The following is a 20,311-nucleotide window of genomic DNA, read 5'->3' as shown; positions in this document are numbered from 1 at the left end:
TACCTTGTGCCAGAATATTACAAAAATATATACCTACAACCGCTTTAGCTGAGTCCGAACCAGCTATACCAAGTTCTGGGGGGTCTTGGGAAAACAGTAGCTACCGCAACATAAATGTAAATTTTCATCATATTTATCATGTATTTTGATGTTGCAGTCCCGAAATTTGTCACGATCGAATGAGGGCAATATCTAGCTAAGGGATAGAATAGATCGATGAGTATTGCTAGTATCAATCCGACGACGGGTCAACAACTGAAAAATTTCCCCGCCCTCACCGACGATCTCCTAAGAGCCAAAATTATCGAATCGGAGCGGGTGTTTCAAGACTATCGCCAGACATCCTGGGCGCAGCGGAGTCAATGGCTCCATCAGGCTGCTAGCCTCCTGCGGGACGATCGACAGTCATTAGCATGGGCAAAACTGATGACCCTGGAAATGGGCAAACCGATCGATCAAGCGATCGCCGAAATCCAAAAGTGTGCCTTGGTTTGCGACTATTATGCCGAGTATGGGGCGGAGTTTTTAGCCCCCGAAATAGTTGCCACCGATGCCAGTCAATCGCGGATCGAGTATCATCCCCTCGGCACGATTTTAGCCGTAATGCCGTGGAATTTTCCCTTTTGGCAGGTGTTTCGGTTTGCCGCGCCTACTCTGATGGCGGGGAATGTGGCTCTACTCAAACATGCTTCTAACGTCCCCCAATGCGCGATCGCGATCGAAGATATTCTCCTCCGAGCAGGGTTTCCGCCAGGGGTATTTCAAACGCTGTTAATTTCGGCAGATCGAGTCGAGTCGATCGTCAAATCGCCCCAAGTAAAAGCCGCCACCCTAACGGGTAGCGAACCTGCTGGAGCCAGTTTAGCCCAAGCAGCAGGGACAGTCCTAAAAAAAATCGTCCTGGAACTGGGCGGTAGCGATCCATTTATCGTGACGACGAGTGCGGATTTGGATGAAGCGGTCGCTGTCGGGGTGAAAGCGCGGCTGCTCAATAATGGTCAATCCTGCATTGCCGCCAAACGGTTCATCGTGCTAGAGGATATTGCTGATGTTTTTACCACCAAGTTTGTGGAGGCATTTCGCCAACTCCAGATCGGCGACCCCTTGCAGAGCGAGATTAATGTTGGCCCCTTGGCAACCCGCACAGGCTGCGAACAACTCGACGCACAGGTACAAACTTCGATCGCAGGTGGAGCGGAATGTTTGATTGGGGGCAAGCCGTGGTCTGGATTACCAGGCTTTTTTTACGAACCCACCATTCTCAAGAATATTCCCCCAACTTGTGCCACCTACCGCGATGAATTTTTTGGCCCCGTGGCGTTGTTATTTACAGTACCCGATCTAGATGCCGCGATCGCTCTAGCCAATGATAGTCCCTTTGGGTTGGGTGCGAGTGCCTGGACTCAGGATGCCACCGAACGCGACCGCTTAATTAGCCAATTAGATGTGGGTTCAGTGTTTATCAATGGCATGGTCAAATCCGATCCGCGCTTGCCGTTTGGGGGGATTAAGCGATCTGGTTACGGTCGGGAACTCGGACGACCCGGCATTCTAGAATTTGTCAACATCAAAACTATCTGGATTAAGTGAGTTTATGAATTACCCCTGTTACGGTGAGCTTATGTACGATCGGAAGATTTTAACTGGTGCTGATAAATTATCTAATATTAGCAATCCACAGTCCAAGCACTAATGCGAAGCGCGCTAAGCTGCCCACTATCTAAGCCTTGTGCAGGGGAGTTTGAGGGGCGGCACCCCGCTCCTCAACGAGGGGTCTGCCCTCACAAGCAAAACCCGCAACCCACAAGTATTAATTGTTTATCGCTCCGCTTAGTACAAATAGTCACCTTAACAGGGGTAGTTTATGAATACGGCAGAATTATTAGTGCAATGCCTGGAAAATGAAGGCGTGAAGTATATTTTTGGACTCCCAGGTGAAGAAAATCTCCACATTCTCGAAGCTCTCAAGGGTTCTTCGATTCAATTTGTGACCTGTCGCCACGAACAGGGAGCCGCCTTTATGGCCGATGTATACGGTCGCTTAACCGGACAGGCGGGGGTCTGTCTGTCCACTCTAGGCCCAGGTGCAACCAATCTGATGACAGGGGTCGCCGATGCCAATCTGGATGGGGCACCGCTGATTGCGATTACTGGACAGGTGAGTACCGATCGAATGCACATTTTATCCCATCAGTATCTCGACTTAGTGGCGATGTTTGCACCGATTACCAAGTGGAGCAAACAAATCGTCCAGCCCAATAGTACCGCCGAAATTGTCCGCAAAGCCTTCCACATTGCCCAATCGGAAACGCCTGGTGCGGTGCATATCGACGTACCGGAAAATGTCGCGGCGATGCCAGCAACCGTCAAACCCTTGCCCAAAAACGGATCGAGTCGGGTCTATGCTGCCTTTGCCAGTCTCGATCGCGCCGCCGCCACCATCGCCCAGGCTCATAATCCGCTCGTACTAGTCGGCAACGGTGCGATCCGCTCCCATGCTAGCCTTGCCCTGACAGAGTTAGCCACCCAACTGAATTTGCCAGTGGTCAACACCTTTATGGGTAAGGGGGTAATTCCCTATACCCATCCCTCCGCGCTGTGGGCGGTAGGTCTGCAACAGCGGGACTATATTAGTTGTGGATTCGATCGCACCGACTTGGTAATTGCCGTCGGCTACGATCTGATTGAATACTCGCCCAAGAAATGGAATCCGACTGGCGAAATTCCGATCGTCCACATTGCCGAAGTCTCAGCAGAAATCGATAGTAGTTATATTCCCCAGGTTGAAGTCGTGGGCGACATTGCCGACTCGCTCCAGGAGATTCTGCAAAGGTGTAAGAAGTTATCAGATCCCAGTTCCAAACCCGAACCCTATGCCCTCTCGCTCCGTGAGGAGATTCGAGCCGACTACGAGCAATACGCCCAGGATAAAGGCTTTCCGATTCGCCCCCAAAAACTAATCTACGACCTGCGGCAGGTTTTAGGCGATGACGATATCCTAATTTCGGACGTGGGTGCCCATAAAATGTGGATTGCCCGTCACTATCACTGCGCCAAACCCAATACCTGTCTTATTTCCAACGGCTTTGCGGCGATGGGGATTGCGATTCCAGGTGCGATCGCAGCTAAATTAGTTTATCCCGATCGTCAGGTGATTGCCGCTACAGGAGATGGGGGCTTTATGATGAATATGCAGGAGCTAGAAACTGCGTTGCGCCTGAATACTCCCTTTGTGACGCTGATTTTTAACGATGGGGGCTATGGGCTAATCGAATGGAAGCAAATGCAGCAGTTTGGGGTATCTTCGTTTATCAAGTTTGGCAATCCTGACTTTGTGAAGTTGGCTGAAAGTATGGGACTGAAGGGTTATCGAATTACTGAGACTGCGGATCTGATGCCCACTCTCAAAGAGGCTCTGGCTCAAGATGTTCCAGCGGTGATTGACTGTCCAGTCGATTATCGGGAGAATTTTCTGTTTAGCCAAAAATCTAAAACTTTGGACTGTCTAATTGCGGAGGATACAGAGTCATCAGAAGCCTAAAGTCAATTGTGGTAGCGAAGTTGGCGAAATTTTGATTTGGAAGTAATTGGTAATGGTGATACGATCGAGTGAATGTGGGTACGATTTGGAGATCGGATAATGTTGTGACAATAGAACATTCGGTCTAATCGACATCTTGGTTCGACTGCCTATTATGACTCTACCGCCTAATTTCAATGTCTTAGTCGAACAGATCGATCGTGAAATCGACAATCTCGACACTGAATTATCCGAAGCTATTCAATTAGTGAGAGCAAGAATTACCTTGTTTCCAAACAACGTCAGTTCGATTCAGTTATTTGCTCTCCTTAATAATTACGCGCTGTTTTCAGATAATACTAGGTGGAGAATTCAAGAAACTATTCGATATCTCACTACAAATGAGACGCTTTCCAGCCAAGATATTGAAGAAGCAGGAGAAGACCTGTCAGAACAATTAGGTCGAATCTTAGAAGCTAAGATAGTTGTAAGTAATATTAAAAAACGTTTGGGGTAATAGCCATGAGTACTAATCCATTAAATGAAACAGAATTAGCTGAAATTCTACAAATAGCCCAAGAGGGAGAGAAGAAGCTTAGAGAAATGAGCGATCGAGCAACAATCATAGCTGAAAAATGGAGAATAAAAACTCAATCTCTCGAACCAACACCAGTTAAAACAGAGTCAAAAATCACTTCTGGAGATCGTAGATCGTGACATTAGCAGATTTGGTAAATGCTTGAACGATCGGCAAGAAGGAATAAGTTGCCAAAGCCAGAGCTTTATCGGTAAGGTTTTAAACAATTGTTGAGGGTTAATTGGGCTGTCATGAATATTGAAAGAGCAATCGTGAAATTGAGATCGATCGACCTACAGCTTAAATCCAATTCGGCAGATCGATTATGATGAAGGTTAGCTCGGATCGGCACAAACCTTCCCATCCCTAACTTACGATGCTGTCACTTAAAACCACACCAGCCGCGATCGTTTTAAAAAATGAGTGGGATGGGTTGGCGATCGAATATGGTCGATTGGAAGCTGTGGGCGAATTTGATTTTGCGATGCCTCCAAATGGGCTAAGTGTTGCCTTTACGCCTCAAGATCGCGTCACTTGGTCGGTAGATGGCAAGTGCCAAGATACTAATTTACCTGCGGGCAGCGTCTTTGTATATGGCGATCGCCAGTTTGTTTGGCATCGGCGAGCCAAACCGAGTGAATATGTCAATTTGCATCTCGATCCCGCTGTATTGCAGCAGCTCGCTACCGACAATGGTTTGCCTGAAAATATTGCGATCGAGCATCGCGTGATTTTTCAAGACCCCACTATTTTACATATCGCCCAATTGTTAAAAGGAGAAGTGATTAATGGTGGTATGGCAGGTAATTTGTATGTGGAGTCGTTGCGAAATTTGTTGGCGGTTCATTTGCTTAGAAACCATACTAGAAAGATCGTTCGATCGACCCTAGAGATAGATCGACTGGATGGATGGCAACTCAAGCAATTGCAAGATTATATCGAAGAAAATTTAGCAGCAGAATTGACGATCGCCAACCTAGCGGCATCGATTCCCATGAGTCAGTTTCACTTTGCCCGATCCTTTAAAACAGCCACTGGAGCGCCGCCCCATCGTTATATTATGCAGCGGCGGATCGAGCGATCGAAAGTTTTGCTGTCGGTAACGCGGCTTTCAGCAGCAGAGATCGCCTACCAAGTCGGATTTGCCAATCAGAGCCATTTTTCGGCTCAGTTTCGCAAAAGTGTCGGGCTAACTCCCAAGCAATTTCGGGAGAGTACTTGACACGAACCGATCGATCGGGGCAGTGTTGGCATGAAGTAAATCGATCGGTTTTTTAATTGTTTTCTGCGATCGTCCGAACCGATTCGTGACTAAGTTAAGAAAATAAGATTGCTGTTCATTGAATTTTCCGTTTGAGAGAGCTGTGTTCTATAGAACCCATTTGAGATCTTTTAGACGCTCGGGTAAAATCGACAAAGTTGAGGTAATGCCAGTAAAAAAAGGATAGAAATGGGATATTCAAGTGACTTGACAGACAAAGAGTGGGAACTGATCGAGCCATTACTATTATCCGAGAAGAAGAAAACTCGACCCCTAGCATGGACAAAGCGAGAACTACTCAATGGTATATTTTACCAGCTCAAGAATGGCTGTAATTGGGGAGATTTACCTAGAGATCTACCTCCATATTCCACAGTCTTCTGGCATTACCAAAACTGGTGTGAGGATGGCTCTCTTGAACGGATTCAGACACAACTCCATGGGAAAGTGCGAGAACAAGTCAAAAAAAACCGCAATGGACTACCTTATTTAATGCTGTGATCGATAGTCTTCGAGATATTGCGATCGAAGTGAAACAAGGCACCGGACAAGTGGCTGTTTCGCTGGGATCGAACGAACGCGATATTCGCCAGCTTTCCGCACAGGCAATCACAGAAGCAGCAGAAATTCGCGGTACATTTAATTCCGTCGAACAAATGACCAACTCGATTCAAACTGTTGCTACCAATGCCAACCAAGCATCGACGATCGCCAAGGAAGCCTATATTGTGGCTCAGGAAGGTACCGATGCGATGGCTCAAACTGTAGATAGTATTCTCAGTCTCCGTACTACTGTCGGGGAATCTGCGAAGAAAATGAAGCGGTTGGGCGAATCTTCCCAAAAAATTTCCCAGGTAGTTACCCTAATCGAAGAAATTGCGCTCAAAACCAACCTCCTAGCAATTAACGCCAGTGTTGAAGCCAGCCGAGCTGGAGAGCAAGGTCGCGGCTTTACCGTCGTTGCCGAGCAAGTGGGCGCACTAGCCGAACAATCTGCCGTAGCAACTCGCGAAATCGCCCAGATTGTCGCGGCAATTCAGTCAGAAACCCAGGATGTAGCTCAGGGGATGGAATTGGGTACAGCGCAAGTGGTTGATGGGACTCGATTGGTGGAAGCTACTAAGCAGAAATTGAATCAAATGCTGCAAAAGTCTCAGGAGATCGATATCCTGATGAGTTCTATTTCTACAGCTACTATTTCTCAGGCGGAGACTGCCAAAGTGGTAACTCAACCGATCCAACAAGTAACCGTATCTTCTGAAGAACGTTCTGCTTTCTCTAGTCAGATGGCGGCATCGATTCAATCGACTTCTCAAGTGGCAAAACAACTTGAAGAGAAAGTCGCCCAGTTCCAGGTTTAAACCCAGCAATTCCAAATTCAGATTTTGACAACTTGGTAGGGTGAGCAGGAGAATAGAGAGACTTCAAAAAGAGAAGCAGAATGGAGCCAATGAAGCTGAGTTTTGGGGTATTGATAGTCTATCTGAACCGAGCAATTCTTCAGATGAAAGATCCGCGCCTTGCCAGCAATGGCACTAAATACACCATCAGAGATGCTGTGTTGGGAGCATTTTCGATGTTTTTCATGCAAAGCGAATCCTTTTTAGAACATCAGCGGCACATGAATAGCAATCAGGGCAAAAGCAATGCTCAGACACTGTTTGGCATGATTAAAATCCCAACAGTGCCGCAAATTCGGAATATCCTGGATGAAATTTCAGCCACAGCACTATTTGGAGTATTCAATCACGTCTATCAGTCTTTAAGACGAGAAGGTCACTTGAAACCGTTTGAATATCTCGGTGGATTACTAGTTGCGCTGGATGGAACTCAGTATTTTGACTCGCACAAACTCAACTGTAAATGCTGTTCGAGCCGTACCCACAAAAATGGCACAGTAACTTACTTCCACAGTGCCATTTTGCCTGTAATAGTTGCGCCTGGGCAATCTCAAGTAATTTCCTTAGCTCCGGAATTCATCACACCTCAAGATGGTCACCAGAAGCAGGACTGCGAAGTGGCAGCAGCTAAACGATGGCTCAAAACTCATGCCCCAGAATTCCAAGGACAAGCAATCACTCTACTCGGAGATGACCTCTACAGTCACCAACCAATGTGTGAACAGGTGATAGCGTCGGGAATGAACTTTATCTTTACCTGTTTAGAAACGTCTCATACTGCTGTTTATGATTGGTTGAAATACTTGGATGGTATTGGCGAGGTGAAAAAGCTAGAAGTGAAACAGTGGAACAGCAATTCAAGCGAATTATATAGCTATCAATATGTGAATGGAATTCCTCTAAGGGACTCCCAGCCAGCAATGAAGGTCAATTGGTGTAAACTAATCCATACCCGCCAATCAGATGGAGAAATATTATATGAAAATTCATTTATTACCCGCCATGAATTAAACGAACAGAGCGTACCTCTGGTTGCTGCGGCTGGTCGATGTCGTTGGAAGACCGAAAATGAAAATCATAATGTGCTCAAAACAAAGGGATATCATCTGGAGCATAACTTTGGGCATGGTCAGCAGCATTTAGCTGCTTGTTTATTGACGCTGAACCTGTTGGCATTCCTTTTTCACACTGTTTTGCATTTAACAGATCTTGCATATGGACAGATTCGTCTCAAGCGTGTTACTCGTAAAGGCTTTTTTCAAGATATCCTCAGTCTTACCAAATATTTACTCTTTGAGAGTTGGCCTTCTTTGATTGATTTCATGCTTTACGGCTCGGCTTCCACTCTGGTCGCCAACTCTTCCTAGATTTTTGAATTTGGAATTGCTGGTTTAAACCATTCGGATATCTCGTAGGGGCGGGTTTATGCTAGTTATCCCAGCTTTGTACTAACAAATACCAAACAAACCCGCCCCACCCCATTAGCAAAGATAGATTATCTGTAAAGAATCGGCAAAATATTTAGAATTTAGAATTTTTACCAAACAATAAACAAGCCAAAACCCACCGACAATCTGATGTTCGCTTTATTCCAACTCAAGGAAAATATGATTTGGATGTTACGGGTGGGTGAGGGCGGGTTCGTACGATAGTTATCTTTACATTCGCAATCCCTAGCATAAACTCGCCCCTACGGATTTTCGTCTTTTCAATATATTAATTTTGGCACCCCAAGTCAAATTTCCCCCTATAAATGTGATGGATAACGATAATAGAATTCCCCTCAAATTCTTGGACGAATCAGAAGATTGTTGCGATCGCATCGAAGCTACAGTCCTCGGTTTAGCCAATACAATTCCCGATCCCCAAGCCATCGACGCAGCTCTGCGCGCCGCTCACTCCGTCAAAGGGGGCGCAGGCATGATGGGATTTGCACCGCTGAGTCACGTCGCCCACCAGCTTGAGGACTTTTTCAAAATCCTGCGAGTGCGGTATCATTCCAAATCGATTAGTACCGAGGTGGAAACGCTATTACTAGCAGGGGTTGATTGTTTGCGTCAAGTGGGCGATCTTCACCGTCGATCGCAATTAGTAGATGAGACTTGGTTGGCTACTCAATCGCAGCCGATTTTCGATCGATTGCGTCAGCATTTGGGCGATCTCCGTCCTGAAGATGAAGACGCGCTCTTGTCTCAAGAGGGTGATGTCGATCCAGGGATCTTATTATTTGAAAGTGGAGTCAAGGAATCGCTCGATTTACTCGATCGTCAATTTGAAAGTTTAGCACCAGCAGAATTGCTCCAAGATTTGCAGATGACAGCAGACGAATTGAGCGACTTTGGGCGGATGGCAAGTTTAGATCGATTCGTCGATCTGTGTGAGTCTATCAAAATTCAGGGTCAAACTACGTCTAAGTCCCAAGTTCTCGAACTTACTCGCAGAGCCATCAAGGTTTGGCGTAAAGCTCACTCATTGGTAATATTGGGAAGATTTGACAAAATACCCGATCGACTCCCAGAAGTATCTAGCAATGTCCCTGCACAGCTCGAACTCGATGCTCCGGTGGAGACGCTCCAAGAAGGATTTAATCCATCCCTCTCTGGACTAGAATCGTTAGACTTGTCGCTATTGCAGTCAGAAATCACCAATCTGAATGCCCAGACTGAAGCAGACTTTACTTTTAGCGGCGATGACATTCAACCACTAGAATTATTCAGTGAACTAGCGGCATTTGACGCTCCAGAATTTCTCACCGACTTCGACACAGATGGGGACAGTGGTACTCTCTTGTTGCAAGATGCACCACCACTCGAATTATTCAGCGAATTAGCCACCTTTGACGCTCCAGAATTTCTCACCGACTTCACCGGGGATTTTCCGGTAGTTCGACAAACCGCTATCCCTGAAATCGCTCCCATTCCAACTGCCTCAACTCCCAAGCGTCAATCTCAAACAGTACGTGTACCTGTAGAGTACCTGCAACAATTTAATACCGCCTTCGGCAAGTTGATTTTAGAACGGAATGCGATCGATCTCCGCCTTTCCGAAATTCAGAACTATACCGGATTGATGCGAAAACGGATGAAACTGCTAGAGTCATCCAACCAAGAACTCCGTCAGTGGTATGACATGGCGGCTACCCAAGGGCTAATTCCCCCAACCGAAAACACCACCGCCCCAGCAAACTCGAATCCAATCCTAACCTCATCCACGCAGGGATTTGACTCTCTCGAAATGGATCGATATAACGAGCTTCACCTAGTTTCGCAAAATCAAATTGAAACGATCGTCCAACTGCAAGAAGTAACCGCTGACATCGAGCTGAGTCTTCAGGAAATGACTCGATCGGTCAGCAGCCTCAACCAAACCACCCGCACCCTCCAGGTCAACCTGACCCGCACTCAGACGATCCCCTTTGCCGATGTCGTCAAGCGGTTTCCGCGCCTGATTCGCGATTTATCAGTGCAGTTTGGCAAATCTGTCTCCCTGACGATTCAAGGTGAAAATATTGGGATCGATCGCGCCATGCTGGAAAACTTGAGCGATCCGCTGATGCACCTACTCCGAAATGCCTTCGATCATGGCATCGAAGATCCCGCCACGCGGATGGCTGCGGGGAAACCAACCCAGGGATCGATCGTCCTTACTGCCAGTCAGCGCAGTGGTGAAACGATGATTACGATCGCTGATGATGGCGGTGGAGTGAAACTCGATCGCATTCGAGATCGGCGCCAACAGATGGGTTTACCCGCCACCGAAGTAGCAAAAATGCCAGAAACTCAATTGCTAGATGTCATTTTTGAACCAGGCTTTAGTACAGCAGACAATCTCACCGAACTCTCTGGGCGTGGGGTGGGGATGGATGTCGTGCGTACCAATATCGAACAAGTGCGCGGAAATATTCGGATCGAAACTCAACCTGGAATCGGTACTACTTTTATTATCCGCGTACCGTTGACCCTTTCGATTATTAAAGTGATGTTACTCGAACGATCGGGATTCGTCTTCGCAGTATCGGTAGATAGGATCAAAGAAATTATCCATTTCCAACCCGATTTAGTCACCGCCGATGGTACAAAAATCACTTGGCAATCGCAAGAGATTCCCCTGATCGCGTTGGAGCAAGGAATTTCATTCGGTAGGAATAGTAGAACTTCTGGATTACCAGGAAGACCAACTATTTCCCAACCAACCGTGTTAATTGTCGGTGAAGATCGATTATTAAGAGCATTTCAGATCGATCGATATTGGGGCGAACAAGAAGTTACCTTGAGATCGATCGATAGTCCCATGCCTTTAACTCCAGGCTTCGGCAACTCGATTATTTTAGGCGACGGTCGCGTAGTTCCTCTCATCGATCCGATCCAATTTGCAAGCTGGATGTCTTCTAAATCTGATGCTCCAGAAAATCCAACTCCCGTAACAGAACAGTCATCCAGTTCTAACGCTTTTACCCCTAACCATCCAGAAACTAACACAATTTTAGTCATCGACGACTCAATTAATGTCCGTCGTTATTTAGCTGTGATGTTAGAAAAAGAAGGCTATCAAGTCGAACAAGCTAGAGATGGACAAGAAGCTGTTGAAAAACTCCTCGCTGGATTGGTAGTTCAGGCAGCAATTTGCGACATCGAAATGCCTCGGCTAGATGGCTATGGAGTGATAGAAGCCTTGCGATCGAACCAGGATTTTGAAGATCTCCCCATCTTGATGCTCACTTCCCGCAACAGTGAAAAACATCGGATGTTGGCGATGAACTTAGGTGCTTCTGCCTATTTCTCCAAACCCTACACGGAATCAGAATTATTAACAACGCTCAAATCTCTGATTCAAGCAGCCGCTAGTAAGGTTCTAATCTCTTCAATCCGTTGACGATTTATGCTCAAGTCCGACTCTCCAAGGAGAGAAGCCGATCGGACTGTGTGTATGAAAGATGGATAATTTGGCAACAGCACTTGGCAAGTTACGAGCAGAGAAAGATATGACTGAAGAGATTAAGCAGGCATCAGTACCTCCAAAACTTGCTCACAGCTACGGTTTTGGGCAAATAGACCTTGCACCAGATGCAGCAGTTGGAGGTAAGCTTCGCGAGTCAAACTATAAAGTCGCTGTCCTACTGTTTGCTGGTTGTGAGCAAACATAAATCGTTCGGATTTTTGACCGTTACAAGGCAATGATTGAAGTAACGACTGCGATATGCAACTTAGACAGAAGTGGCGTTTAACCGCCTCCTGATTGCGAACCTGAGCCGACTCAAAACCAGTCACCTGCTTACCAAACTCATGAAAAATCTCGATAGTCCATCGATAACTCCATGTTTGAATAACTCGACCACTTGTCTTGGTGCGCTTTTTACGTCGGGAAACCCGACGTTGGCGAAGCCTCTGCGTCAGCAGATACGCGCACCGCTTCCCAATGTAAAGCATCCGTTAATCAAAATCTTTGCTCATCACTTAAATCCTCCCGTTCGTGAACACCGATTGACATAATCGTAACTGCGTTTGACCCCGTGGATTTCTAATCCGTATTCATGATGCGATAATGTCCAATCTAAACTGATGATTTCTCTCCCCACACCTCGATGCTGTTGCCCTACTAAGTAGGTAGGCGCAATTTTTTGTAAAATAGATTTTGCCTGAAACCTAGCTACGCGATATCTTATATTTAATTACGCCCATCTACTTATCTGTCGATGGCGTGTCATTAATTCTTCACTACTCCATCCCGCCTCAAATACGGCTGAGTGCATTGCTCTTCTACTTACTCCTTCTGTTTGGGGGTACACCTGTTGGGCGTCAATTCCTTGCAGGGTCTTGTTTTCACCCGCTCCCGTATCGACTGATATGCTCAAATCCTTCTGCTCGGAAGAATATCTCCCGATAAGAACTCAGTTGTTTGGCTATGGTTTGAGGCAGAAGTGTTGACAGATAAAAATACTTGATAAAAATAGAGGGTAAATAAAGATTTACTATCCCCTCTATCTTAAAGAAATAAAATAGTAAATTTACTGGTAATTGAGTTCAAAAAGCTTGTCAAGAAGATCGTAGCTCCACTGCCGAAGGATGACCACCCAGTTCTAAATACGCAACTATTTGTTAAGATTTGGCTAGAATTCGTCATGGATAAAAGTGTGACAAGTATGCGCTCGTTATTTAGTCGTATCAACCACAGCGGATATGGGTTAGATATATCGACATTTTCTCAAGCAAGTAAAAATCGAGAGATAGAAGTATTTATCAAAACCTATCAGCAGTTAAATCAGGCGGTAGCAGCAAGAAATAGAGAGGAAGTGACAGATCTGGTGCCGATCGATAGTACGGTAATAAGTTTAAAAAGTAAATTATTATGGAAGCTGGGATACAACCAGTTCAAACTATTTGTAGGCACAAATACAGAAGGTGGAAGTGTGAGCGGAAGTTTAATCAATTTTGGTCAAGAACATGACTACAACTATGGAGATAAAATAATAGCTAGTTTGAATTCAAATCAATTTTGAGTATTAGATAGAGAATTTGCGGGAGCGAGTTTTATTAACAGTTGCTATCGACAAGAGAAAAAGTTTGTAGTTAAGATTAAGAACAACTACAAACTGAAATTAGATAAGAAATTGGGATATGTGGCTTGGACAAATAAAGATTTGAATAAACCCTGTAGAGTAGTGGCATTTTCCGAGCTAAATACAACCTCATACTGCTCTTCCACATAAGCTTTTAGTTCTCCTAAATTCCAATAATTCTTGACTTTGAGCCACTCTAGTATCGCTTTTCTCTGTTCGATTTTTAAGTAGCCAGTAGCACCCTTATGTGCTAATTTTAATGCTGATAACCCTTCGAGCGTGTAAATCTGTGTCCATTTACTTATAAATCCAGAGCTAACGAATAAGCTTTCTTGAATCTCTCTTTGGAGAGTGAGTTTGAGATGCGCGGGTAATAAAGGTATACCACCAGCAGCATGTAACCGAATCCGAACTTTGAAGCGTCCATCAAGTTCCTCGTTCAAACCGATCGGCAGGAGGAGGGGAATATTCGCGATATTGGCTCTGAGGTTAATCATTTTACTAGCAGTAAAGTCGCGAATGCTGTCGTAGCTGGTATTTTTGGGCAGACTAATCGTATTCCTCAGAGCATATTCTTGCTGGGGTGATAAGATCGAATTGGCAAGCGGTTGCCAACCATTTCCTAAGATCCCAAGCAAAAATTCTTGCAAGTTATTAATTCGCGCAGTATCGATTAAATCTAATAACTCATCTAAAGATTGGAGGCAATCGATCGAGATATATTCGGTATCGACTCGATCGCTAAATCCCAATAGTTCGACACTATGAAGATCTTGACTAAATTGAACGAACACATAACCGATCCGATCGCGTTGCACCGTAGCCGCATCGTTGGTTATGGCTGTTGGAAGCTGAATTTCTGTCGTGTTTGGCAGTACTACTACACATTCGATCGTGCCCAGATAATGCACCGCTAAGACTCTTATTACTCACTCAGTGGATTTACGGACATTTATGCAAATTAATCTGGCAAGATCGATCTGTTTTAGCACGATTTTATTTGAGCCTGTACCAGCAATCGGCAATCGACATTATGGCTACATATTACTAGATGATAGTTCGAGCGCACTTTGGGGAATGCTGATAGCTAGATAGATAAGATTCGATCGATATAACTCTAGGAGAATGGTTTATGAAAGACGGAGCTGATGCAAGTAAAAAAGTAGCGGCTGGGATCTGTGGGATCTTAATCGGTGCGCTTGGTATCCATAAATTTGTACTCGGTTACAACACTGAAGGCGGAATCATGCTAGCCGCTAGTGTGCTCACCTGTGGTATTGCTAGTCCGATTATGGGAATTATTGGGCTGATTGAAGGGATTATCTATCTAACTAAAACCGATCGCGAGTTTGTCGATACCTATGTTAGTAGTAAAAAAGGTTGGTTTTAATCTGTTGTGAGATTATCTAATTCGGCCAAGCTCTGGCGTTACTTGGGGCTAGGAATTTGTGCTGCTCCCTTAATTAGTAGCTGCTTTTATGCAGCGGGATATCGGATTAGCTCGATCTTTTGCCCCCTGCGACACTGGTTTGGGTTAATTTGTCCGAGTTGCGGTATGACTCGATCGTTTGTCGCGCTCGTCCGTGGGGATTGGCGACAAGCGATCGACTATCATTTATTTGGGCCATTATTATTTATCTGTTTGGGTGTAATTTTAGCTCACGGGATCTGGGAACTAAAATCGGGCTGTCACCAGCAGGCTTTTTATCTCAAGTGGCTGACGAATCCTCACCTCCAAACTGCAATCGCGCTCGCTTTTAGCGGTTACTATCTCCTCCGCCTCAATTCAATTATTCTGACTACAGCTCTTTAGGAGAACGCATGGTAAAGTCCAAGCCCAAACTATTCTTGCTATTGCTACCAGCTACTTTGAGCATGGGCTATTTTACATTGGTATCCGGACTGGATGTAAATATCTTCTCTAAAGAAATGCTGATTATGATGCCGCTCCAGGTATTAGCTTTTGTGTATGTAGGCTACCACAACTCCCGCAAGCTCTAAAATCTCTGCCTGAAACGACATCACGAATTATTCGGATGCCGATCTGACAAGATTTCAAATATAACCGACAGAAAAAATTCCCGTCGAGGAGGGGTGCGCGTAGGGCGGGGTGGGTAAATGCAGCACCCCCAAAACACCCTAACCTTTCAATGCAGCCATCACCACCCCTGGCAGATTTTGCCAAGTGGGGTAAGCTTCAAACTTCAGCAATTGCCGCGCCATCGCCAACAGATTTTTGTGATTTGCAAACCAAGCCGGAGTCGGGAAAATCCGAAATGGGGCGTAGACGACAGATTTCTGGGGCCGATCGAATAGATAACTATTGTGGACGAACCCAATCCCCGAACCGATGTCTGCAAGCCGATTGCCGGGATATGCACCCCAAGTCGTCGAGCCGAAATAAAATAACATCGCCGACCAGATATTCACCCCGATCGCGCCATACTGGAGATTGGCGATCGCCGCAGTCAATTCTGGCTGGTATTGTTTCTGAGTGCGCGTGTCGATTAACACCGTACAGGAGAGTGTGCCCCACACGCGATCGTTAGCAAATTCGACAACTTTGGTAAGAAAATCGACAGCAGATTCAGACTCGATAGAAACTTCGGCCAAGATGCCACAAAATGCCTCCTCAGTGAGGGCATATTCGCCCGCTACGGCAGGTACATTGGGGATCGGAGTCCAGGGTACGATTTCTGGCGTGCGCGTCCCTAATGGCTCGGATTGGGGGTAGCGATCGATAAATGCTTGATACCGCTCTTGGGCACCTGGATAGTAAGCTTGACGCGGGGGAATTGCCGCTAATTCTCGGCGGATGGCTGCTAAAAATTCATCGCGTTGCGCCCAACCAGATGCGGTGACGAGTAGCTGTCCCGACGCACAATTAAAACTAGCATTGTGCGCGATCGAACTGGCAACCTGACGCGCTTGAAAAGTTAGATCCGCTGGCGACCATTTGCCCGGAACGACTAAAATCGGCGTCACACAGCCGAGTTCGGAAGTAATCGGTTTAGTCAAGCGCGGTTTATTAGTTGCTTTGCGCTCCTGCTGTTCGCTAGGTGTCGCCCCCCACACGATCGCATCATGGGTGCGATGCGAACCAGTAATATGAATTCGCTCGATTTGTGGATGTTGGCACAAGTACTCGCCAACCTCGGCACCACCATAGACAATCTGCACGAACCCCGCCTGAATCAGTGGCTCTAATGCGGCGGCGATATACGTCCCCACATAAGCATTCACCGGATTCATCTTGATAATAACTACCTGATTTTCGCTAAATAACTTCGAGAGCGCGTCCATCGCCACAATTGCCGAAATATTCCCCGCACCCAGAATCAGCGTCACTTTACTCGCCGTCGGTTCGCGATAGATCCGTCCCTGGCTGGGAATGGTACCCGGTTGGAGCCACACCTCGCCCCGATAACCCAAGTACAATACTCGCTCGATCGCATTTGCAGGCAGTACTTCGGCGACAATTTGCCCATCCTCCCGCTGTCTCAGTTTCGGCGGCGACAGTTTTCCACCTGCTTCTAGGGTAGTCATTAAGAGGCGAATATTGCGGACTGTCGAAATCGCCCCAGCCATTAATTCTTCCCCCGCCAGCGACGATTGAGGATCGATCCCTTTGGCTTGGCAAGCTGCCATCGTCCAATCCTCAGCTACTGCCAGAGTGCGATCGAGACAGCTTTGGAGATATGCTAATCGTTGCAGAATCGTAGTTTGCGCCCAATTATCGCGATGACTGTAAAGGGTGGAGATAGCTCGATCGATCTCATCAAAGTTGGTAGTTGTCGGGGTGAAGGTTGTCGCAGTCATAGATGCCGTTTTTTGATAGTGATGAGTTGCACGCTACTAATTTATCTTGATGCAAGTTCCTTTCGATCGGATTATTCGAGCGATCTGACTTATTCACATCTGTAGCTGGAGGGTACCCCTTCACAATTAATCGGTAGGGATACCCCTGAACCGACACTAACTACCAAGGATTGCCGACGATCGTAAACCCTGCCCAGTAAAAGGGATGAGTCAAATTGATATTCCCCAGCTTGACCAAACTAGGTGGCAAACTCACGTTATCGCCAGCAGTAATCAGTTTGCCGTCTTGGAGCCGGACTTTGCCTTGGAGCATGGCGACTTGAGCTTGACGGAGAGCTTCAGCCTTAATCGGAGCTTGCTTTAAGTTCCGATAGAAACTCGTCATCAAGCCCAAAGTACCTTCATCACTGACATACCAAATACTGCCCATCGCCGATTTTACTCCAGCGCGATTGGCCAGCCCTGCAAAACCGAGTTCGGCATCTTCATCGCCGACAGCAGTCCGACAGGCACTTAAGACCATCAATTCGACTGGGGGATCGTTCAGCCTGAGTTGGCGCAATCGATCGAGTCCCAAGCGTTCGTTCTTAAATTGAATGTAGGAGTTTTCGGGGCCACCCGATTTAAAATCACCATGGGTAGCTAGGTGGAGAATCCCGTAGGGTTGTCGTTGCCGTTGGTTAACCAGATTGGCAGGTGTAAAGTCGTCGTTTTCGAGGGCTGTACCCGTCCAGATCGTACCCGAAATCGTCTTTAACTCGACTGGGACGGCGGGTAGCGGTCGTTGATTGGGAGTATTTTCGGCACCCATTGCTAATACTTTCGCATTGCGGACATCTACATAACGGGTATCCGTCAAACCGATGGAGGGCATCGCGCCGACGCTATAGCGTTCGACGAGGAATTGTTTGCCGTCGTGGAGTGCCGCTACAGGTAAGGCGCGCAAGCCGCCATCCATGATGAAGACCAGATTTTGAATTTTCCGCTGTTTTAATTCGGGTTCTAGTGGCGCGATGAAAAGTTTATATAGTTCTTGAGCCGCAGGCAGATATGCTGTCGGATTTTCGGCATTAACACTGCTGACTTGAGAGCGAAATTTTTTGGCAATTTCGATCGTTTTTTGGCGAGTTACTGGAATAGTTTTGCGAACTGGGGCACCTTTTTTTGTCACCATGACTAGTTCGAGTTGGAAGCTATCGCGGGCGAGGTTACTGATATGATTCAGGTCTTTGGCCACATCTATGTCTAAATTTGGTGGCGAGAATACGACATAGATAATTGCAGGTTTGATCCCAGTACTATCCTCGATATTTTGGAGGATCGCTTGGGGTTTTTCGCGATTGATAGTTTTGAGATCTTTATAATCCTCAGTAATCGGTGTATCGGGATCTTTGATAACTGGACAATTTCCTAGTGTTGCACAGGTAATTTTTGGTGGTGGTGGTGGTGGCAAACAATTTGCACCTGTCGGACATTCTGGTGTTATCGATCGCGGAGCTGTGATAATTTGAATGTTACCTTGGGTATAACTGGGGAAGAAAGATTGCGGCGGTGCGATCCGATTATCGCGACTACTAACGATCGAGTTTCTGGTACCATTGACAGTCGAATCGCCAACAATAAATGGCGTTAAACCATTCCCACCATGCCGGATTGTAATGGCACCGCTAGCATTATTACCATTACTATAAATACTTACAGGTACCAATGGGCCAGCGATCGCGGCTAGCGGTGGAAACAGATTGACATTCGTGCTGCCAGTAGCGCGGAAGAAACGAGGGGCGGCAGGGTGAACGCACTTAAATCTTATATTATTAAAAACACTTAGAAACTAGATGTAAATTTGATTCATCAAAGATGTGAAATCTATACCCGTCGATAGCTTTAGCTAATTAATTGTGTTAAGTTGATTTGGAACTAATATCATGTAAAATGAAGCTGAAGCCTAAGCATAGTATCGCAGAACACTTTGACGACATAGAAGACATTAGGATTGAACGTGGAAAAAACATAAACTAATCGACATCATCACGATCTCCATTTGTGCTGTAGTATGTGGGGCGGACGGATGGATAGATATAGAAATGTATGGTATAGCCAGAAAAATGGTTAGAAAAGTTCCTAGAACTACCGAATGGAATCCCATCTCATGATACATTTGCTAGAGTATTTTCACAAATTAATCCTGATGAATTTAATAAATCATTCCTGAGTTGGATTAAAGGAATAAGTAAAATAACCGCAGGAGAAATAATTGCCTTTGATGGAAAACAATCTCGAAACTCAGGAGATGAAAAGAATGGTCAAGGTGTAATTAATACAGTCAGTGCCTGGGCTGCAAGTAATAGATTAGTATTAGGTCAAAAGAAAGTAGAAGGAAAATCTAATGAAATCACAGCACTTCCCGAACTGATTCAAATCTTGGATTTAGCAGGATGTATCGTTACCATCGACGCAATGGGATGTCAAAGAGAAATAGTCAAAAAAATCGTCGAAAAAGATGCAGATTATGTAATTGCTGTAAAAAAGAATCAACCGACCTTGTACAAACAAGTAAAGCAGCTATTTAAACAAGCAATTGAAACTCAGGGAAAAGACCTCAACCTGAGTAGCTTCAACAATAGAGAGATGAATAGAGGTAGAGAAGAAATTCGTAATTATTTAATGATAACAGATGTTGCGGAGCAAATAGATCCACTGCAAAAATGGAAAAAGTTAACTAGTATTGGCATGGTAGAATCAGTTCGAGTTGTCGGCGGAAAGACGAGTGTAGAAACTCGTTATTTTATCAGTAGTCTAGAGAGCGATGCTCAAAAATTAGCAGAGGGAACTAGAAGTCATTGGTCGATAGAAAATTCTCTTCACTGGGTGCTTGATGTTGCTTTTAAAGAAGATGATAGTCGAATTAGGAAAGATAATGCTCCAGCTAATTTTGCGATTTTACGACATATAGCAGTTAACATAATTAGTGAAAATAAAAGTCGAAAGTTAAGTGTTAGAAGTAAGAGATTCTTGGCGACACTTGACGAAGAATATTCAACTGAACTTTTAGAAGCTATTTTGTAATTTATTTGCACTAATTAATCTCGGCTTGACTAATGAGTTGGTCGAGCTTTCTGCTACACTAAATTAAATTAATCGGATCTCATGTTTGATTTTAGTTTCAATTGGCATTGTA

General features: G+C 45.6%; 17 protein-coding genes and 3 pseudogenes. 14 read left to right on the top strand and 6 right to left on the bottom strand.

All coding sequences use genetic code 11. From position 1 onward, the window contains the following. Positions 1-216: 216 nt before the first annotated feature. From CHA6605_RS03410 to CHA6605_RS03395, 4 genes are all read left to right on the top strand, one after another. Positions 217-1,590 (top strand): NAD-dependent succinate-semialdehyde dehydrogenase, encoded by a 1,374-nt coding sequence (locus CHA6605_RS03410; RefSeq protein WP_015158148.1) that lies wholly within the window; start codon positions 217-219, stop codon positions 1,588-1,590. A gap of 274 nt (positions 1,591-1,864) precedes the next feature. Then, positions 1,865-3,541 carry an acetolactate synthase large subunit gene (locus CHA6605_RS03405; RefSeq protein WP_015158146.1) on the top strand — a complete coding sequence of 559 codons (1,677 nt, stop codon included), beginning with the start codon at positions 1,865-1,867 and terminating at the stop codon, positions 3,539-3,541. A gap of 154 nt (positions 3,542-3,695) precedes the next feature. Next, the gene (locus tag CHA6605_RS03400; protein ID WP_015158145.1) at positions 3,696-4,037 is read left to right on the top strand and encodes a hypothetical protein; all 342 of its coding nucleotides are present in this window, start codon (positions 3,696-3,698) and stop codon (positions 4,035-4,037) included. A 5-nt stretch (positions 4,038-4,042) separates the two neighbouring features. Then, a complete protein-coding gene (locus tag CHA6605_RS03395; RefSeq protein ID WP_015158144.1) occupies positions 4,043-4,237 on the top strand; it encodes a hypothetical protein in 195 nt (64 codons plus the stop codon). Here the strand turns inward: CHA6605_RS03395 and CHA6605_RS37015 are convergent. After that, positions 4,230-4,298 (bottom strand): annotated as a pseudogene (locus CHA6605_RS37015) (hypothetical protein); the annotation flags it as partial. The gene CHA6605_RS03395 and the pseudogene CHA6605_RS37015 sit on opposite strands and share 8 nt — an antisense overlap. Before the next feature lie 175 nt (positions 4,299-4,473). Between CHA6605_RS37015 and CHA6605_RS03390 the strand changes: the two are divergent. The 5 genes from CHA6605_RS03390 to CHA6605_RS03370 all read left to right on the top strand — a co-directional run bounded on the left by CHA6605_RS03390 (position 4,474) and on the right by CHA6605_RS03370 (position 11,630). Then, a complete protein-coding gene (locus tag CHA6605_RS03390; RefSeq protein ID WP_015158143.1) occupies positions 4,474-5,319 on the top strand; it encodes an AraC family transcriptional regulator in 846 nt (281 codons plus the stop codon). Positions 5,320-5,547: 228 nt separating this feature from the next. Beyond that, on the top strand, positions 5,548-5,859 hold the full coding sequence (locus tag CHA6605_RS03385) for a transposase (protein WP_041547516.1): 312 nt from the start codon (positions 5,548-5,550) through the stop codon (positions 5,857-5,859). Next, positions 5,856-6,719: a methyl-accepting chemotaxis protein gene (locus CHA6605_RS03380; protein ID WP_051038664.1), complete on the top strand. Its 864-nt coding sequence runs from the start codon at positions 5,856-5,858 to the stop codon at positions 6,717-6,719. Before CHA6605_RS03385 ends, CHA6605_RS03380 begins: the two co-directional genes overlap by 4 nt. 80 nt (positions 6,720-6,799) lie before the next feature. Beyond that, positions 6,800-8,125: an ISNCY family transposase gene (locus CHA6605_RS03375; RefSeq protein WP_015158142.1), complete on the top strand. Its 1,326-nt coding sequence runs from the start codon at positions 6,800-6,802 to the stop codon at positions 8,123-8,125. Positions 8,126-8,516: 391 nt separating this feature from the next. Next, positions 8,517-11,630 (top strand): hybrid sensor histidine kinase/response regulator, encoded by a 3,114-nt coding sequence (locus tag CHA6605_RS03370; protein ID WP_015158141.1) that lies wholly within the window; start codon positions 8,517-8,519, stop codon positions 11,628-11,630. Here CHA6605_RS03370 and CHA6605_RS32375 read toward each other — a convergent pair. Next, positions 11,588-11,713 carry a DUF1499 domain-containing protein gene (locus CHA6605_RS32375; protein ID WP_232432176.1) on the bottom strand — a complete coding sequence of 42 codons (126 nt, stop codon included), beginning with the start codon at positions 11,711-11,713 and terminating at the stop codon, positions 11,588-11,590. The genes CHA6605_RS03370 and CHA6605_RS32375 overlap by 43 nt on opposite strands. Positions 11,714-11,752: 39 nt before the next feature. Next, positions 11,753-12,685: pseudogene (locus CHA6605_RS37010) on the bottom strand (hypothetical protein). A gap of 191 nt (positions 12,686-12,876) precedes the next feature. On the opposite strand from CHA6605_RS37010, the gene CHA6605_RS31210 reads away from it, so the two are divergent. After that, on the top strand, positions 12,877-13,254 hold the full coding sequence (locus tag CHA6605_RS31210; RefSeq protein ID WP_051038662.1) for a hypothetical protein: 378 nt from the start codon (positions 12,877-12,879) through the stop codon (positions 13,252-13,254). Between the two features lie 86 nt (positions 13,255-13,340). Here CHA6605_RS31210 and CHA6605_RS31205 read toward each other — a convergent pair whose 3' ends face one another. Beyond that, positions 13,341-14,225: a DUF1822 family protein gene (locus CHA6605_RS31205; protein ID WP_015158138.1), complete on the bottom strand. Its 885-nt coding sequence runs from the start codon at positions 14,223-14,225 to the stop codon at positions 13,341-13,343. Between the two features lie 221 nt (positions 14,226-14,446). Between CHA6605_RS31205 and CHA6605_RS03350 the strand changes: the two genes are divergently transcribed. From CHA6605_RS03350 to CHA6605_RS03340, 3 genes are read left to right on the top strand one after another with little or no spacing between them, the layout of a single operon-like run. Continuing rightward, entirely contained in the window at positions 14,447-14,704 is a 258-nt protein-coding gene (locus tag CHA6605_RS03350; RefSeq protein WP_015158137.1) for a TM2 domain-containing protein, read from the top strand. A 6-nt stretch (positions 14,705-14,710) separates the two neighbouring features. Beyond that, a complete protein-coding gene (locus CHA6605_RS03345) occupies positions 14,711-15,127 on the top strand; it encodes a DUF2752 domain-containing protein (protein ID WP_051038661.1) in 417 nt (138 codons plus the stop codon). Between the two features lie 8 nt (positions 15,128-15,135). Further along, positions 15,136-15,315, top strand: a complete 180-nt coding sequence (locus tag CHA6605_RS03340; RefSeq protein WP_015158135.1) for a hypothetical protein — start codon at positions 15,136-15,138, stop codon at positions 15,313-15,315. Positions 15,316-15,453: 138 nt separating this feature from the next. On the opposite strand, the gene CHA6605_RS03335 is transcribed toward CHA6605_RS03340, so the two are convergent. Both CHA6605_RS03335 and CHA6605_RS03330 read right to left on the bottom strand, forming a co-directional pair. After that, complete coding sequence (locus tag CHA6605_RS03335) at positions 15,454-17,133, bottom strand: aldehyde dehydrogenase family protein (RefSeq protein WP_015158134.1); 1,680 nt, start codon at positions 17,131-17,133, stop codon at positions 15,454-15,456. Positions 17,134-17,293: 160 nt separating this feature from the next. Beyond that, positions 17,294-18,841, bottom strand: a complete 1,548-nt coding sequence (locus CHA6605_RS03330; RefSeq protein ID WP_015158133.1) for a CHAT domain-containing protein — start codon at positions 18,839-18,841, stop codon at positions 17,294-17,296. 224 nt (positions 18,842-19,065) lie between these two features. Between CHA6605_RS03330 and CHA6605_RS03325 the strand changes: the two are divergent. Beyond that, a pseudogene (locus CHA6605_RS03325) lies at positions 19,066-20,199 on the top strand (ISAs1 family transposase). Positions 20,200-20,311: the final 112 nt, after the last annotated feature.

This window comes from Chamaesiphon minutus PCC 6605 (assembly GCF_000317145.1).
GTDB classification, from domain to species: domain Bacteria; phylum Cyanobacteriota; class Cyanobacteriia; order Cyanobacteriales; family Chamaesiphonaceae; genus Chamaesiphon; species Chamaesiphon minutus.
Note: the sequence above shows the minus strand (reverse complement) of the source record. Positions and strands in the feature narration are given on the sequence as shown.